Annotated in this window: 11 protein-coding genes; all 11 read left to right on the top strand. The window is 43.6% G+C overall.

The genetic code is table 11. The features are described 5' to 3' along the window. Nucleotides 1-27 precede the first annotated feature (27 nt). Nucleotides 28-906: a carbohydrate ABC transporter permease gene (locus M313_RS0114610; protein WP_010196783.1), complete on the top strand. Its 879-nt coding sequence runs from the start codon at nt 28-30 to the stop codon at nt 904-906. Between the two features lie 18 nt (nt 907-924). Continuing rightward, a complete protein-coding gene (locus M313_RS0114605; protein WP_010196780.1) occupies nt 925-2,949 on the top strand; it encodes a YIP1 family protein in 2,025 nt (674 codons plus the stop codon). Next, complete coding sequence (locus M313_RS0114600; protein WP_010196777.1) at nt 2,942-5,200, top strand: DUF5696 domain-containing protein; 2,259 nt, start codon at nt 2,942-2,944, stop codon at nt 5,198-5,200. Before M313_RS0114605 ends, M313_RS0114600 begins: the two co-directional genes overlap by 8 nt. A gap of 2 nt (nt 5,201-5,202) precedes the next feature. Then, entirely contained in the window at nt 5,203-6,066 is an 864-nt protein-coding gene (locus M313_RS0114595; RefSeq protein WP_010196776.1) for a carbohydrate ABC transporter permease, read from the top strand. Nucleotides 6,067-6,080: 14 nt separating this feature from the next. Further along, nucleotides 6,081-7,040, top strand: coding sequence for a carbohydrate ABC transporter permease (locus tag M313_RS0114590; RefSeq protein WP_010196773.1), 960 nt, complete (start codon nt 6,081-6,083; stop codon nt 7,038-7,040). Nucleotides 7,041-7,194: 154 nt separating this feature from the next. Next, complete coding sequence (gene bglX, locus M313_RS0114580; RefSeq protein ID WP_010196768.1) at nt 7,195-9,354, top strand: beta-glucosidase BglX; 2,160 nt, start codon at nt 7,195-7,197, stop codon at nt 9,352-9,354. 53 nt (nt 9,355-9,407) lie between these two features. Next, nucleotides 9,408-12,752 carry a GH36-type glycosyl hydrolase domain-containing protein gene (locus M313_RS0114575; protein ID WP_010196766.1) on the top strand — a complete coding sequence of 1,115 codons (3,345 nt, stop codon included), beginning with the start codon at nt 9,408-9,410 and terminating at the stop codon, nt 12,750-12,752. A gap of 102 nt (nt 12,753-12,854) precedes the next feature. Beyond that, nucleotides 12,855-13,970, top strand: coding sequence for a Gfo/Idh/MocA family protein (locus M313_RS0114570; RefSeq protein WP_010196765.1), 1,116 nt, complete (start codon nt 12,855-12,857; stop codon nt 13,968-13,970). Between the two features lie 163 nt (nt 13,971-14,133). Then, nucleotides 14,134-15,120 carry a LacI family DNA-binding transcriptional regulator gene (locus M313_RS0114565; RefSeq protein WP_010196764.1) on the top strand — a complete coding sequence of 329 codons (987 nt, stop codon included), beginning with the start codon at nt 14,134-14,136 and terminating at the stop codon, nt 15,118-15,120. Between the two features lie 632 nt (nt 15,121-15,752). After that, the gene (locus M313_RS0114555) at nt 15,753-16,475 is read left to right on the top strand and encodes a ThuA domain-containing protein (RefSeq protein WP_010196763.1); all 723 of its coding nucleotides are present in this window, start codon (nt 15,753-15,755) and stop codon (nt 16,473-16,475) included. Nucleotides 16,476-16,488: 13 nt separating this feature from the next. After that, entirely contained in the window at nt 16,489-17,526 is a 1,038-nt protein-coding gene (locus M313_RS0114550) for a Gfo/Idh/MocA family protein (protein ID WP_010196762.1), read from the top strand. Nucleotides 17,527-17,539 lie beyond the last annotated feature (13 nt).

Here is a 17,539-nt window from a genome sequence, read left to right as displayed (position 1 = left end):
AAACTTCTAATGTAGGGAGTGAATGATGTGTCGGCATTCCATGGAACGAAAATCAATCCAGACCGTTTTCACAAAAGCCAATTGAAATTCTATGCATTTCTAATACCGCTCGCCATCTTTATGGCTATGCCCATCGTCTTTGTCTTTTCTCACGCCTTTAAGCCGATTGATGAGCTATTCGCTTATCCACCGCGCTTTTTTGTGCAAAAGCCGACGATGCAGAACTTCATTGATTTAATGAACAACACAAGTACAACGGGTGTTCCAATGTCCCGTTACTTGTTTAACAGTATCTCCATCACCCTTATCGTCGTATTTGTCACAGTTCTTATCAGTACGATGGCAGGGTATGCCTTATCGAAAAAACGATTCAAACTAAAGAAAACCATCTTTGAAATCAACACACTTGCTTTAATGTTCGTTTCGGCGGCAGTCGTCATTCCGCGTTACTTGCTTATTGAAAAAGTGGGATTGTTGGACACGTTCCTTGTTCATATTTTCCCGTTGATCGCAATGCCGATCGGACTTTTCTTAGTAAAACAATTCATCGATCAAATACCGAATGAATTAATAGAAGCTGCTCAGATGGATGGGGCGACGGACTATCAAATTTTCCGCAAAATTATCATTCCGCTTGTAAAACCGGCGATTTCCACCATTGCGATATTATCGTTTCAACTTGTTTGGAATAACACGGAAACCTCGACATTGTTTGTTGATAATGAAAATTTGAAGACCTTTGCCTTTTACATGTCTACATTAACTTCGGCAACAAGTGGTAACACGGTAGCGGGCCAAGGAATGGCGGCAGCGGCATCTTTAATTATGTTCATTCCAAATTTAATCATCTTTATCATTTTACAAAGTCAAGTAATGAATACGATGGCACATTCAGGAATCAAGTAGAAGGGGGAGAAAAAGAGTATGAAGCACATTTTCATTGGCTTATTGACTGTATGGTTAATCCTCCTTTCTCCTTTGCAATCTTTTGCAGCCCTGTCTGTTCCATATAATACAGAGACGGTATCAACAGAAGGGGATATCATTGAAACGCAGACTGCTTATATTCCGGTGGGGCTTTTCGGAAGTACAAATGATATAGTCAGTCCGGAAGATGTCTATATCGATCAGAACAATGATGTATATGTGGCTGATTCCGGTACGAAGAAAATCACCAAGTTCGATGAGAATGGTAGAAAACTGTTAGAGGTCGGAGAAGGAATCCTGCAAATGCCGACTGGGGTTTTTGTGGATGAAGAACAGCAAATATATGTAGCAGATTATACAAATGAAAAAGTTTACCGTTTTTCTGAAGATGGAGAAATGCTCCAAGAATACGGCAGACCGGATTCTCCCCTTTTTGGGACAAGAACGCCGTATAAACCACAAAAAATCACCGTGGACAAACGAGGCAACCTCTACATTATCGGAGAGGGTTCAACAAATGGGATCATCCAGGTTGGCCAGGATGGCACATTTCTTGGATTCTTCGGGGTAAACCGTACAAGACCGTCGTTAATGTCTGTCATTCAAGATGCCCTGACAACCGATCAGCAACGCTCCAGCATGTTTTTAAAAGTGCCGCCAGCGCCGACTAATATTGCGATTGATGAAAAAGGACTTGTTTACACCATTACAGCGGGTACTAGCTTTGAAGTCATCCGGAAACTTAATATTGCGGGTGGGAATATTTTATCGCCATACATTTCTGAGATTACCAATCTTCAGGATATCTCAATGGGGCCACTTGGAAATTTCTTTGTTTTAGCTAAAGATGGAAGAATCTATGAGTATGATAGTTTCGGGAATCTGCTCTTTATTTTTGGCGGAAAAGACGATGGAACAAACCGCCTGGGATTGTTTATGGATCCTTCAGGAGTTGCAACAGATAATCTCGGCAGGGTTTTTGTTACAGACCGTGAGCGCGGAACCGTTCAAGTGCTCGAACCAACAGCCTTTGCAGAAATGCTTCATGGCGGGATCTCGCTCTATGCTCAAGGGCTTTACATAGAGAGTGAGCAATATTGGAGCGAAGTGTTACGGATGAATTCTTCCATTGGCCTTGCGCACAACGCCATGGGGGAAGCTTACTATAAGCAGCAGGAATATGAAGCGGCTTTAGAATCTTTTGAACTGGTAGGGAATGTAGAAGGCTATTCGGACTCTTTCTGGGAAATTAGAAATCAGTGGATGAATGAAAACCTGAGCACTGTTTTTGCTATCTTAATCGGCTTATTTGCTGTCAGGGCGACCTTGCTTTTTGCAGATAAAAAGAAAGGAATCTTAGCACCGGCAAGAAAAAGATGGCAGGCACTTAAAAGTAAGAAACTATTAAGTGAGCTATTATTTCTAGGTAAGTTTTTACGTCATCCAATCGACAGTTTCTATTATATTAAAAGACAGAGAAGGGTCAGTGTTTTATCGGCCACCATTCTTTACGTCATCTTGTATGCCGAATTCTTGTTCATGAAATATTTCACAGGATTTATTTTCAGGGGCGGTATTACGCTTGAGCAAATCAATTTTGGGATGGAATTCATTCTGTTATTCCTACCAATCATACTTTTCATCGTATCCAACTATCTAGTCAGTACTATTAACGATGGAGAAGGAAGATTCTCCGATATTTATATTGGAACCATTTATTCATTGGCACCGATTATTGTGCTCTTGGTTCCAATTACGCTCATGTCCAATGTACTTACGCTAAATGAATACTTCTTGTATGTATTCTTTATGCAAGTGATGATGGGATGGTCGTTAATTATCTTGTTCATCATGATCAAAGAAATTCATGCCTTTGAATTCTGGGGAACGGTACGAAATATATTTACGACGATTTTCTGTATGCTCATCATAGTATTGGTATGCTTCATCATCTACGTATTGATGGATCAGGTTATTGATTTTGTAACAGCAATCATTCAGGAGGTGATTCTCCGTGTTTAAAAAAATTCTGCTTGTCATGCTTATCGCCATTCTTCCGGTATCCGTATTCGCTGAATCATTGACATCAAAAGAAGAGTTGGAAGAAATCGAGGTGGAAACAGAGCTCGGAGAAGAGACACTCCGCTTTGATTCCAATCAGTTCACCCAACCAGAGGGAGAGAATAAACCTCTGCCCGAAGGAAGCCTTGAAGGTTTTACCAAAGTAACGGAGAACGACAAGCTTGCCTTGTATGTGCAAGAAGAGTCGCTGGCTATAAAGATTCAGAACAAAGAAACGGGCTATATTTGGCACTCAGGTGTTGATAATTCAGAGAACTACCGTTTGAACAACACATGGACAGATATGGTGCAATCCGCCATCACGATTGATTACTTGGATCGCCGCGGTAACATCAAAACAGAAAGCATTCTGACAGAAGAGACAAAGCCGAACATTCAATTAAACGACAACGGCTTTACTGCAGAAATTGATTTCCGTGGTTCCAGCATTGAAGTCGTACTGAATGTAACGCTTGAAGACGAAAGCATCGTGATTGATGTGCCGGATGAAGGCGTACAAGATGGTACTTACAATAAGATTGTAGCGATGAAAGTTTATCCATTCCTAGGTGCTTCCCACATGGATGATATCACCGGATACTTGTTTATTCCGGACGGAAGCGGTGCGCTCATGCGTTTTGAAAAGAGTGCGTTCCGTTCAGATACACCATTCATCGGTGCCATCTATGGAGAAGATGAAGGCTTTACGAGACCGCAAAGCACAGAAGATGACACATACCCGGCACAGACGATTTCCGTTCCTGTGTACGGTGCCGTACATGGTGTCAAACAAAATGCCTTCATCACATCCATTGAGGAAGGCCAAAGCTATGGAAGAATTCTAGCTTATCCGTCTGGTGCCTCTACTGATTTCTTTTGGGTAACATCAGACTATCAATATCGCTTTAATTATTTTCAACCGACAAGCAAGAGCATGGGAGGCTTTAACGTCTACCAAGAAGAAAAAAACAGCTTCACTATCAAACAGAAAGTCATGTTTTTATCTGACGAAGAAGCAGACTATGTCGGAATGGCCAACAGATATCAGCAGCATTTAGAAGAAAAAGGCACGCTTTCTGGCAATAATGAAGACAAGGTAGATCTTCGCCTGGAACTTTTAGGCGGGGAAACGAAAAAAGGCCTGATCTGGAATTCTGTGGAGCAAATGACAGAGATCCAAGACATTCCTCGTTTTGTTGAAGAGTTGGAGCAGAATGATGTCGATAATCTGCATGTGGTGTTAAGAGGCTGGACAAAAGGCGGCTTGACAGGAACCCTGCCACAGAAGTTTCCGATAGAGAAGAAAGTGGGCAGAAAAGGGGAGTTGGAGGAAACCATCCAAACTTTAGAGGAAAAAGACATTCCTTTCTATCTGCACACAGACTTCACGACTGCTTTTGACGGCGCATCCGGCTTTTCCGGAAGCAAGGATGTGTCCAAGAAAATTAACGGCCAGCCGATGACGAAAAGTCAATTTGGTTATAGCAGTTATTATCTCAGTCCTGCGAAATCGCTTGAAATTGCCAAAAAAGATGCAGCGGATTTCAAGGATCACGGAGTAGAAAACATAGCTGTGGAAACGACTGCAAGTAAACTATTCTCTGACTTTAATAAGGGCATGTCCTCTTCAAGAGCAGAGATGATGGAATCGAATCAAGAACTTTTTGCACATTATCAGGAACAAAATATGGACTTATCTCTATATCGTCCGAATGACTATGCTTGGGGCTATATGAGCAAGTACTTGGATATGCCGATGTATTCCTCCAACTATATGTTTGTAACAGACACCGTTCCGTTCTTACAAATCGTCTTGAAGGGACACACGCCGTATTATGCGACCTTCTCCAACTTCTCTCATAATCCAACGGAAGAAGTGCTAAGAATGATTGAGTTTGGTGCTTATCCATCCTTTTATCTGACGAGGGAGTCCGCACAGCTATTAATGAAGACTCCATCAAGAGGTTTGTATACATCAGAGTTTGCTAGTTGGAAAGAAGAACTGATTAGTCAATACAGTCAAGTGAAAGAAAGTCTTGGAAAAGTAGAAAACAGCTCAATTGTCGATCGGATTGTCAATCAACAAGGGGTGTCTGAAGTTGTTTATGAAAATGGGGTATCCATTATCGTCAACTACACGGATTCAGACGTGTCCATTGACGGAACAACGGTCAAGGCTACGTCATTTAGCATAAAAGAAGGGGGGAATTAAGCATGAAGCAGCTATCCATGCGCTCGAAGAATTCGCTGACAGGATTATTGTTCATCTCACCTTGGATTCTTGGGTTTCTCTTATTCACAGCTTATCCCCTCTTTTATTCGTTGTACTTAAGTTTTCAAAAAGTACGGATCACCACAGAAGGCATCCAAACGACCTTTGTAAAGTTTGATAATTTTAAAGATGCTTTTACAGTGGACGCGCTGTTTACACAAAAGCTATTGACGTTCGTGCAGGAGCTTGTGTTATCAGTTCCAATCATCATTGTGTTTTCTTTAATCATCGCGATTCTATTGAATCAGCCGATCCGCTTTCGTAATTTTTTCCGGATGATTTTCTTCTTACCGGTTATCATTGCGAGCGGCCCGGTTATCAATGAATTAATCTCGCAGGGTGTGACATCCATTCCTTCCATCAAGGACTATGCGGTGTTTGAAACAATGCTCTCAGCGGATTCCTTATTCAGCAGTGTACTACTGTATTTAATGGATAACCTGATCATCATTTTATGGTTTTCCGGGGTGCAGTTCTTAATTTTCCTGGCAGCCTTGCAAAAGATAGATACACAAGTCTATGAAGCTGCCAAAATTGACGGGGCGTCCAACTGGGAGTGCTTTTGGAAGGTGACACTGCCAAGCATTTTCCCGATGATCGTCGTTAACACGGTTTATACGATAGTGACATTCTCGATATTCTCGTTAAATCCAGTCATTGAGCATATCCAAACGAATATGTTTCAAATCAATACAGGCTTTGGTTATGCCTCAGCCCTATCATGGATTTACTTCTTATTGATTGCGGTGGCACTGGGTATTTCAGTCGCACTGTTAACTGTTAGAGGAAGAAAAAATTATGCTTAAAGGAGGCCGTTATCATGGCAAGCGAATCGCTGACTAACCGCAAACCAAAAGGGACAGGCATCGTGACCAGGTTGAAAAAGCTCGCTTTCGGAATGAAAGGGAACGACGGCCTTCTCTATAAGCTATTCATTTACGGCTTATTGATTGGAATTGGCTTTGTATACTTATTCCCGTTGCTTTATATGATTTCTTATAGTTTGAAAAGTTTGGATGATATCTTAAATCCACTGGTAAACTGGATTCCGACGCAACTTTATCTGGAAAACTATCAAGCTGCTTATGCGGTATTGAAATTCCTGCCTACTTTATTGGAATCTTTATATGTGACAGCTATTCCTGCCATCGTTCAAACGGCAGTGTGTGCGGTTGTTGGTTATGGGTTTGCGCGCTTTGCCTTTCCATTCAAACGAACCATGTTTGTGTTGGTATTGGCGACGTTCATCATTCCTCCTCAAGTGACGGTCATCCCTCGTTATGTATTTTTTAACGAGATTGGTATTCTGGGAAGCATTCAGGCTTTCTTGTTTCCGGCCTTACTTGGACAAGGAATCAACAGCGCAATCTTCATTCTGATTTTCTATCAGTTCTTTAAAATGATGCCAAAGGCGCTTGAGGAAGCTGCTCAGCTTGATGGCGCAGGATATTTACGGATATTCTTGACACTTGCGCTTCCGATGGCTGCACCTGCGATCATCATTTCGTTCTTGTTTTCCTTCGTTTGGTACTGGAACGAAACATATTTGGCAGCGATCTATTTTGGTAACTCATTAACAACCTTACCGCTCGAGCTCCAAAAGTTCGTAGCCACCTATCAACAAATGTACCCGCAAAGTGGCGGGGAAGCATCTGAAATAAATGAAGGTATCAATATGGCAGGAACGGTCATGACGATCTTGCCGATGCTAGTTGTTTATGCCATCACGCAACGCTGGTTTGTCGAAGGTGTGGACCGCTCTGGTATAGCGGGTGAATAAGTGGGTAAAGAGTGCCGTTATGGCCTCTTTATCGAAATAAATAGAAACGTTTCGACAAATGAGATAGATTTTATTACACAAAAGCTTATAATTATGCATTATTTTAGTGAAAACGTTTCGTATTGGTGCAATGCGATTGGGGAGGTAATTAAGGATGGCTAAAAACATGGAAAGTCTTCTAGAACAAATGACATTAGAGGAGAAAATAGCCCAGCTCATGCAATTGGCAACATTCTTCTATAAAGGTGCAGCAGGGGATGGAGAAATTACCGGTCCTCTTGAAGATATGGGAATCTCAAATAACGTGGTGCAAAACAGCGGTTCCGTCCTTGGTGCATCAGGGGCATGGGAAGTTGCCAATATTCAACGAGAGCACCTTGCTGAAAACAGGTTGGGAATTCCTCTACTGATGATGGCAGATATTGTCCACGGATTTAAAACCATCTTTCCTGTACCTCTTGCGATTGGTTGCTCCTGGGATACAGAACTTGCCGAAAAGAGTGCAGAAATTGCCGCAAAAGAAGCATCTGTTTCTGGTGTTCATGTCACGTTTGCACCGATGGTCGATTTAGTAAGAGATCCAAGGTGGGGACGTGTGATGGAATCAACCGGGGAAGATCCTTATTTGAACAGTGTCTTTGCCAAGGCCTTTGTTCGAGGCTTCCAAGGAGAGGACTTGACCAATGACACTCACCGTGTTGCAGCGTGCGTAAAACACTTCGCAGCATATGGCGCACCAGAAGGAGGGCGCGATTACAATACTGTCAACATGTCAGAAAGACAGCTTCGCGAGTCTTACTTGCCAGCGTATAAAGCAGCACTTGATGAAGGCTGTGAGATGGTCATGACCGCTTTTAACACGGTAGACGGCATTCCTGCATCCGGAAACAAAAAGCTGATGAGAGATTTGCTTCGCGAGGAGTGGGGCTTTGACGGTGTGATGATCTCCGACTGGGGCGCAGTAAAAGAACTGATTCCACATGGTGTTGCAGAAGACGAACGAGAAGCGGCGCTGAAAGGCCTTGAGGCAGGGGTGGACATCGAAATGATGACTGCCTGCTATGCAAAGAATCTTAAAGACCTTGTAGAGAGCGGGGAGCTTTCGGAAGCACTGGTTGATGAATCGGTCTTACGTATTTTAAACCTTAAAAACAAACTTGGTCTTTTCGAAAATCCATACCGCGGTACGAGTGAAGAACTAGAAAAAGAGGTCATTATGTCAGCGGAACACCGCCACGTGGCAAAGGAACTTGCCATTAAATCTAGTGTTCTTTTAAAAAATGACCAGGTTCTACCGTTAAATAAAAAGCAGAAAATCGCACTGATCGGACCGTTTGCCCAAAATGGTGACGTGCTTGGTCCTTGGTCCTGGCAAGGTTCAAAGGAAGCGGCAGTACAGCTATATGACGGACTGCTTGCAAAAACTTCTGAAGCCAATCTTTTGGTTGCACAAGGATCTGATATCGAAGCGATAACAGATGAGCAGCTCACAGAGGCTGTGGAGACAGCGAAGGGAGCAGATGTGATCGTCCTTGCACTTGGGGAAGCATCAGAAATGAGCGGAGAAGGTGGCTGCCGAGCTGACATCCGCTTGCCGGAAGCACAATTAAAGCTTGTAGCGAAAATAAGGGAGCTTGGAAAACCTGTCGTGACGGTTCTCTTCAATGGTCGTCCATTAGATCTTCATGGGGTGATCGCTGAATCCGATGCCTTGCTTGAAGCATGGTATCCGGGTACTGAAGCGGGATCAGCCATCGCAGACCTGTTGTTTGGAGATGCGAATCCTTCTGGAAGACTTACGATGAGCTTCCCGTACTCTGTAGGCCAGATTCCTGTTTACTACAACTGCTTCAACACAGGACGCCCGCAAGGCGAGAACAAGCAGGAACGCTATGTCACACATTATCTTGATATACCAAATGAGCCTTTACTTCCATTTGGGTACGGGTTAAGTTATACAACCTTTGCTTACAGCGATATGAGTTTATCTGCAGACAGTTTAACAGAAAACTCCAGCCTCGACGTGACAGTCAACGTAACGAACACTGGTGAGCGTGCCGGAGAAGAAACGGTGCAGTTCTATATCCGTGACCTGTCTGGTGAAATCGTCCGCCCGCTTAAAGAGCTAAAAGGCTATGAAAAAGTATGGCTAGAGCCTGGTGAAACAAAACAAATAACCTTTACCATCACAGAAGAACAGCTCCGATACTACCATTCGGACCTGAGTTTCCAAAGCGACAAAGGCAAATTCCACGCCATGATCGGCCCGAACAGCAACGAATTGACGATAAAAGAGTTCGTTTTAAATAAGTAGTATGAAATCATCTGCGCCGTAAAAGCAACAACCATTAAAGGAGGACTTTAATCATGCAAACAACAACAGCCAATCAAAAAATTAACATAGAAGCCGGAGATGTTCGTTTTACTTTCCTTAACAGCGGGGACCTCTTCGAAGCAACACACAAAGAAATCATGATCAACCAATGGATGTCCAACCCAATCGACGGTGCACTGAACAATCTATACCTTCGCGTTCACGACGAAAACGGTATCCACGCCTACCCGCTACTAGGCGTAAAATCAACCAGCAACACGAGCTACTCCCAAAACGAAATCAAATGGGAAGGAACAGTTGCTGACATCGACTATTCTGTTAGCTTCCGTCTATCTGAAAAAGGCATCTGGTTCTGGGATGTAAACGTAAATGGCGCAGGCCAAACAGTGGATGTTGTCTACGGGCAAGACGTTGGAATCGGAAGCAAAGGACTTGTCCGTACAAACGAATCTTACTTGTCCCAATACATCGACCACACCGTATTTGAAGACGAGCAAAATGGCTATGTTGTCTGCTCCCGTCAGAACCAGCCGCAGCCTGGAGGTTTTCTATACCTGCAGCAAGGTTCCCTGACAAAAGCAGCAGGCTATTCAACAGACGGCTTCCAATTCTTCGGTCTTTCTTATAAAGAAACAAACGAGCCAGAAATCTTAACAAAAGAAACGCTTGCCAATGAAATCTATCAGTATGAATTTGCTTTTACAGGATTGCAATCTGAAAAGGTTATACTTGATGGACAAAAAAGCTTCGTATTTTATGGCCAGTTCAAAGAAAACCATCAGGAAGCTGTAACAGAGCTTGAGTTTACAGACGAGGTAGCACAAGCTTGGGAAGAAGTGAAGAACCTTGCATCCGACTCTTCTGAGGAGCTGGAAAAAGTTACGGCCAACGCCAACCTATCCGGGGTGCTTTCCGGGTCTTCTTTTACAAAAGCGGAACTAGATAAGTACTTCCCGGTTCGCAAGCAAGAAGAATGGGATGGAGACACCTTGCTTTCCTTCTTCACCGATACGTATGAGCATATCGTGTTAAAAGAAAAAGAGCTTATCGTGGAGCGCCCGCACGGCCATATCATCATGTCAGGCAACAATGACAAAATGACGGAAAACATCATCACTTCCACATCTTATATGTACGGTATTTTCAACTCACAGCTTGTGGTAGGAAACACGTCCTTCCATAAAATGATGACAAACGCTCGTAATGCGTTGAATGTCATGAAAACTTCCGGTCAGCGCATTTACGTGGAAGTGGAAGGACAGTACAAGCTACTAACGATGCCTACTTTATTCGAAATCGGCTTTAACTATGCCCGCTGGTTCTATAAAACCGCAGACGACGTGATCGTGGTAACAAACTATACAGTAGTAGATTCCCCAGACGTTCAATTAGAGGTAACGTCAGAAAACGGCAAAAACTACCGCTACCTTGTTACAAATCAAATCTCAATGAACAACAATGAGCTGGTTGTTTCTTATGACATGAAACAGGATGGCAAGGTGTTGACGTTCAAAGCGGTGGACGGGTCTGACAGCAAGCATGTTTACCCTGATTTGGCATACAAACTGACCGTGGAAGGCACTGACTTTACGGTAAGCGACGAAACGAAGCTTGCAGAAGGAGTCGTTCCAGGATCTGCTTCCCTAGTTGTATTGGAAACAGAAGCAACAGCAAGCTGGACAATGACGGTTCAAGGGTTATTGCACGGTGAAGAGCGAGAATTTGCGACGCCGGACTTTGCGACAGAAGTAGAGCGCTACCGTGCATTTTTTGAAAAAGTGATGAACGGATTCAAGTTGTCATTGGGCAGCGAAAGCAAGGAAGAGATAGAAAAGATGAATGCCACTGCATGGTGGTACACACACAACATGCTTGTTCACTACTCGGTGCCTCATGGCCTTGAGCAGTACGGTGGAGCGGCATGGGGCACGCGTGATGTTTGCCAAGGGCCAACGGAATACTTCATGGCCACGCAAAACTATGAAAGTGTGAAGGAAATCATCAAAAAAGTTTACACTCATCAATATGAGGACACGGGGAACTGGCCGCAATGGTTCATGTTCGATCAATACAACCGTATCCAAAGTGAAGAGAGCCACGGAGATATCATCGTTTGGCCACTTAAAGTGTTAAGTGATTACCTGACGATCACAAAAGATTTCTCTATTTTAGAAGAAAAGGTTCCTTATACGGTACGTGGTGCTTTCACATTCACAGAAGAAAAAGCTACTGTGTTGGAACATGCGAAAAAAGAAATTCAATACATTAAGGATCACTTCTTACATGATACCTTCCTATCTTCCTATGGGGACGGAGACTGGGATGACACGCTGCAGCCGGCAAATGCACAGTTGAAGCAATATATGGTATCAAGCTGGACTGTTTCCTTAACATATCAAGTGTTGAATACTCTTTCCAAAGCACTTGAGGAAGTGTTGACAGATGAAGCCGAAGATTTGAAGGCTTTGGCAAAAGGAATTGAAATTGACTTTAATAAATACATGCTTGCAACTGACGTGATTCCAGGTTTCGTTTACATGGAAGATCAGGACAAACCAGAATTGATGGTACACCCTGAAGATACGAAAACAGGTATTCATTATCGTTTGCTGCCGATGACTCGCAGTATGATCAGTGAACTATTAACACCAGAACAAGCGAAAGCACATTTTGACCTGATTAAAAAAGAATTGTACTGCCCGGACGGCGTGCGCCTTATGAACAGACCGGCAAACTATGCAGGTGGTGTCAGCACTCACTTTAAGCGTGCAGAACAAGCCGCAAACTTCGGTCGTGAAATCGGACTTCAATATGTGCACGCACATATCCGTTATGTGGAAGCAATGGCCAAGCTTGGGAAGACGGATGAAGTGTGGAGAGGTTTGAATACCATCAACCCAATCAATATCCAACAGGCAGTGCCAAACGCGGAACGCCGTCAAAGCAACGCCTACTTCAGTTCTTCTGACGGACAGTTCAATGACCGTTACGAAGCACAAGAACAATTCGGCAAACTGCGCGATGGCTCTGTAAAAGTAAAAGGCGGCTGGAGAATCTACTCTAGCGGACCGGGAATCTACATGAACCAATTGATTTCCAACTGCCTCGGCATCCGTTTCCAAGCTGGAGACCTCGTAGTGGATCCAGTGTTGCCAGCTGAACTTGACGGGCTGCACTTTACTTATAAAGTAAATGGACATGATGTTCAATTCGTTTATCACTTAGGTCAACAGCAGAAGGAAGTTCGTATGAATGACAAGTTAGTGGCTGGAGCAGAAGTTTCCAACCGCTATCGCAGCGGTGGATTTGTCATCAGCAAGGCCGCATTGGAACAACATTTGGTTGACGTTAAAAATAAGATCGAGGTATTTATCTAAGCATTTTTACCACTAAAAGGGTAAAATAGGAAGATACCAATTTAAATATAGGATACGGCGTAGATTTATGTACGCCGTATTTCTTTGTGAGGAGAGAAAGTCTTGAAAAAAGTGAAAGTGGGAGTCATCGGGACAGGTACGATCAGCGGTATTTATTTAGAAGCGCCAAGCAAATTTTCCATCTTGGAAATTGTTGCAGTGGCTGATTTGAATATGGAGCGTGCGAAAGAAAAGGCAGCAGAATATAACGTAAAGAAAGTCTACACGGTCAAAGAAATGCTGGCAGATCCGGAAATTGAAATGGTCATCAATTTAACGATTCCAAAAGCACATTATGAAGTGACACTTGCTGCACTTGAAGCGGGCAAGCACGTCTTTGTGGAAAAACCATTGACGATCGATGTAGAGGAAGGGAAAAAACTTTTAGAACTGGCGGAGCAAAAAGGGCTTCGTGTTGGTTGTGCCCCAGATACCTTCCTTGGTGGTGCGCTGCAAACTTGCCGCAAACTAATCGATGAAGGAGTTATCGGCAAGCCTGTAGCAGCAACAGGTTTCATGCTTGGGGCAGGTCCTGAAGGCTGGCACCCGGCTCCTGATTTTTACTATCAAAAAGGTGGAGGACCAATGTTTGACATGGGGCCATACTATCTAACAGCTTTCATTCACCTTTTCGGACCAATCAAACGAGTGACAGGCTCGACCCAGTCGGCTTTTGAAAAGCGAACCGTGACAAGGGAAGAAGATTACGGACGCCAAATTCCAGTAGAAACACCAACACATGTCACAGGCTTGCTTGATTTTGAAAATGGAGCGGTCGGAACACTGATTACAAGTTTTGATGTGATGGGGGGTACACAGCTTCCCTGCATGGAAATCTACGGCACAAAAGGTACATTGAGTGTACCGGATCCGAATAATTTTGGCGGTGCGATCCGTGTCCGGGAAATGGGGGCGCACGACTTTAAAGAAGTTCCACTCGAATATGGATATTCCGATAACAGCAGAGGAATTGGAGCGGCAGATATGGCCCATGCAATCAGAGCCGGAAGAAATCACAGGGCAAATGGACAGATGGCCTTGCAGGTATTAGAGGTCATGCATGCGATTCACGAGTCTTCAGTGGAAGGAAAGCATATTCTCATTCAAAATGCTTGTTCTCGCCCCGAAATCCTTCCTTTTGGATTGAGTCAGGACAATCAGGAACTGTTTGAAAAATAAGCGGGATTCCCTTTTATTGAGCCCTTTATTGAAGCTATAAACTATTGAATAATAGCAACGTTTACATTATGCTAGAGGTAGGAGATTGAAACGTTTCGAACGGAGGCGGATTCGCATGTCATTTCTGGCTGTGCGGTCTGTCTTTAAAAGGGGGTTAAGCAAGGTGGCAACAATCAAAGATGTGGCAAAGCTAGCGGGAGTAGCTGTTTCGACGGCATCCTATGCTTTAAATAATGTAAACAAGGTCAGTCCGGCTACGATGAAAAAGGTCCAAGAAGCTGCAAGGGAACTCAACTATTTTAAAAATGGCTTTGCATCTGATTTAAAAAGAACAAAGACCAATACCATTGCACTTATTTTAAGGGATTTATCTGGCCCGTTCTATTCCGAACTCATCAAAGGGGTACAGGAAGTGACAACGGCAAATGGCTATGACCTGATCGCGTGCAGCTCTGTCGGCGGAGCACAATCCACGGCAGCCAAATTTTTAAAAGAAAAACGGGTGGATGGTGCGATCATCCTTGCCCATAACATAACAAATGATATTGTCTTAGAATCAGCCCGCGAAGGCTTCCCAATCGTGGTACTTGACCGAAAGCTTGATCATGAGTTTGTGTATCAAGTGGAAGTGGACAATATCCATGGCGGATATGCGGCTACAGAGTATCTGATAAACAAAGGGCATCGTGAAATCGGCTATGTGAGCGGACCAATGAACTCCCACGATAACGAGATGCGTTTTGACGGGTATATGTCTGCCTTAAAGGACCATGGCATCCAATACCAGAACAAATGGAAGCTGTCCGGAGATTTTACGCGTGAAGGCGGCTACCGGGCAACGAAAATGCTGATCGCGCAACGCCAGCTTCCCGAAGCAATTTTCTACGCCAATGACGAGATGGCAATCGGCGGTCTTCAGGCATTTAAAGAAAACAAAATCAGTGTGCCAGAGGATATTTCCATCATTGGTTATGATGATATCCAGCTTGCTGAGTATGTGAGTCCGCCTTTGACAACCGTGAGGCAGCCAAAGTATGAAGTTGGGGCATTAGCGGTACATGTAGTATTCCAAGCGTTGGCCAAAGAAGATTCAGTAGAAAACTACTATAACCTTTCTACCGAGATTGTGGAGCGTAAGTCGGTTAAGTAAGGAGAAAATGAAGTTATGTTAGGGCCTTTTCTGTTGATGATATGACAGGGAGGGCTTTTTGTGTGATTGGTGGGGGAGTTTGACGGTTGGATCGGCGTTTATCCATTGTAAAAAGATTTTATCCATTGTTCAGAGCCATATATCCATTGTAAAAAGATTTAATCCATTGTAAAAAAAATATATCCATTGTAAAACTGATTTATCCATTTTCCCTCTTTCCCATCAAGTTCACTCCAGTCATCTTCCATACCCTTTCCTGTACTTACTCCCACCCTTCACGCGAAAAGTCGGAATTTTACTATCTAGTTCGGACTTTAACATTGAAAACGCTTTATTATCCATTTATAATGTAGGAGAGTTATCTTGAGACGTTACATATACAGCAATATGGAAACGTTCCCACACTCATGACCACAACAAATTAATAGAGTTAGAGATTTTGCAAAAATATAAGTAACCTAGCTGATGATTGGAGCGAAAGGCTTAGACTCCAGTGGAAGATAGCACTAGGTGGAGACCCCGCAGGCTTGCCGAGGAGGCTCCAGCAGGGCCCCGCGGAAAGCGAAGCCAGTCGCAGAAATCAGCAGCGGTGTAACCAAAATAGAATGGTAGTAAGGAAAGGAGCAACAACAATGATTAAAGTAACTGTATGGAATGAAAACCGCCATGAACAAACAAACGAAAAGGTGAGAGAAGTATACCCAGAAGGTATCCACGGTGCCATCGCTTCCTTCCTAAAAGAAGAAGACTACGAAGTAAGAACAGCTACATTGGACGAGCCAGAACACGGACTTACCGAAGAAGTGCTAAACAACACTGACGTTCTTTTATGGTGGGGCCATGTGGCGCATGACGATGTGAGCGATGAAATCGTTACTCGCGTAAAGAATAGAGTACTAGACGGAATGGGATTGATCGTTCTCCACTCTGGTCATTTCTCTAAGATCTTTAAAACATTGATGGGTACAACTTGTGACCTGAAATGGAGAGAAGCGGACGAGAAAGAACGCATCTGGGTCGTATCACCAGGCCATCCAATCGCAGAAGGAATCGGGGAGCACATTGATATCGAGCGCGAAGAAATGTATGGCGAGCACTTCGATATTCCAGATCCGGACGAGCTAGTATTTGTGAGCTGGTTTGAAGGTGGAGAGGTATTCCGCAGCGGTTGCACATATAAGCGCGGAAGAGGGAAAGTATTTTACTTCCGTCCAGGACATGAAACATACCCGACTTACTATCATGAAAAAGTACAAAAAGTTATCAAGAATGCCGTTAACTGGGCAAAACCGACAACAATCGGCGATGTATATTACGGAAATGCAAAACCATTAGAAGAAATCAAAAGCAAATAAGGGGGATAACAAAATGAAGAAATTACGAGTTGGAGTAGTAGGATGCGGAAGTATCGCGAAGCACCGCCATTTACCGGAGTACCATGCAAACCCAAATGTGGAGCTTGTTGCACTATGTGATGTTGTTTTAGAACGCGCCGAGCAAGCTGTTGAAACTTACGGCGGAAAAGCATATGAAAGTTATCAAGAAATGATTGACCGTGAAGAATTGGATGTTGTGAGTGTGTGCACACCGAACTACCTGCATGCGCCTGTATCCATCTATGCATCCAAAGCTGGAGCGCATGTTTTATGTGAAAAACCGATGGCAACGTCTAAAGAAGAAGCAGACGAAATGATTGAAGCTGCAAAAGCATCTGGTAAAAAACTGATGATCGCGCACAACCAACGTTTTGTTCCATCCCACCAAAAAGCGAGACAACTGATTGAAAGCGGAGAAATCGGAAAAATCTACAGCTTCCGTACAGCATTCGGACATCCTGGACCTGAAGGCTGGAGTGTGGACGGAAAAGACAGCTGGTTCTTCCGTAAAGAAGAAGCATTCATCGGTGCGATGGGAGACCTTGGCGTGCACAAGTCCGACTTGATGCGCTACCTTTTAGGGGAAGAAATTGTGGAAGTGGGAGCATTCATCGAAACTTCTTCCAAAGAAAATACAGATGTGGATGACACGGCAGTTTGCGCGTTAAGAACAGAAAGCGGTATCGTTGGAACACTTGCTGCTAGCTGGTCTTACAAACGTGAAGATAACTCCACAATCATCTATGCGGAAAAAGCGGTTCTTCGTCTTGAAGATGATCCGACTCACTCTTTAGTCGTACAATATGCAACAGGTGAAACAGTTCGCTACGAATTAGGCAAAATTCAAAGCAATGACGCTGGCGGCCAAACTGGTTCTCATGTAATCGACCATTTTGTAGCAAGCATTTTAGAAAATAAAGAAGTACTTGTAGACGGAAACGAAGGCAAGAACTCCTTGATGGTTATTTTAGGAGCACTTGAATCCAACGAAACGAAGAAGATTGTCAACATCCAAAACGAATTGAACTAAGGAGCGTGAACAC

Source organism: Bacillus sp. m3-13, from assembly GCF_000175075.1.
GTDB classification, from domain to species: domain Bacteria; phylum Bacillota; class Bacilli; order Bacillales; family Bacillaceae_I; genus Sutcliffiella_A; species Sutcliffiella_A horikoshii_C.
The sequence above is the reverse complement of the archived record's forward strand: the minus strand, read 5'-3'. Positions and strand labels throughout refer to the sequence as shown.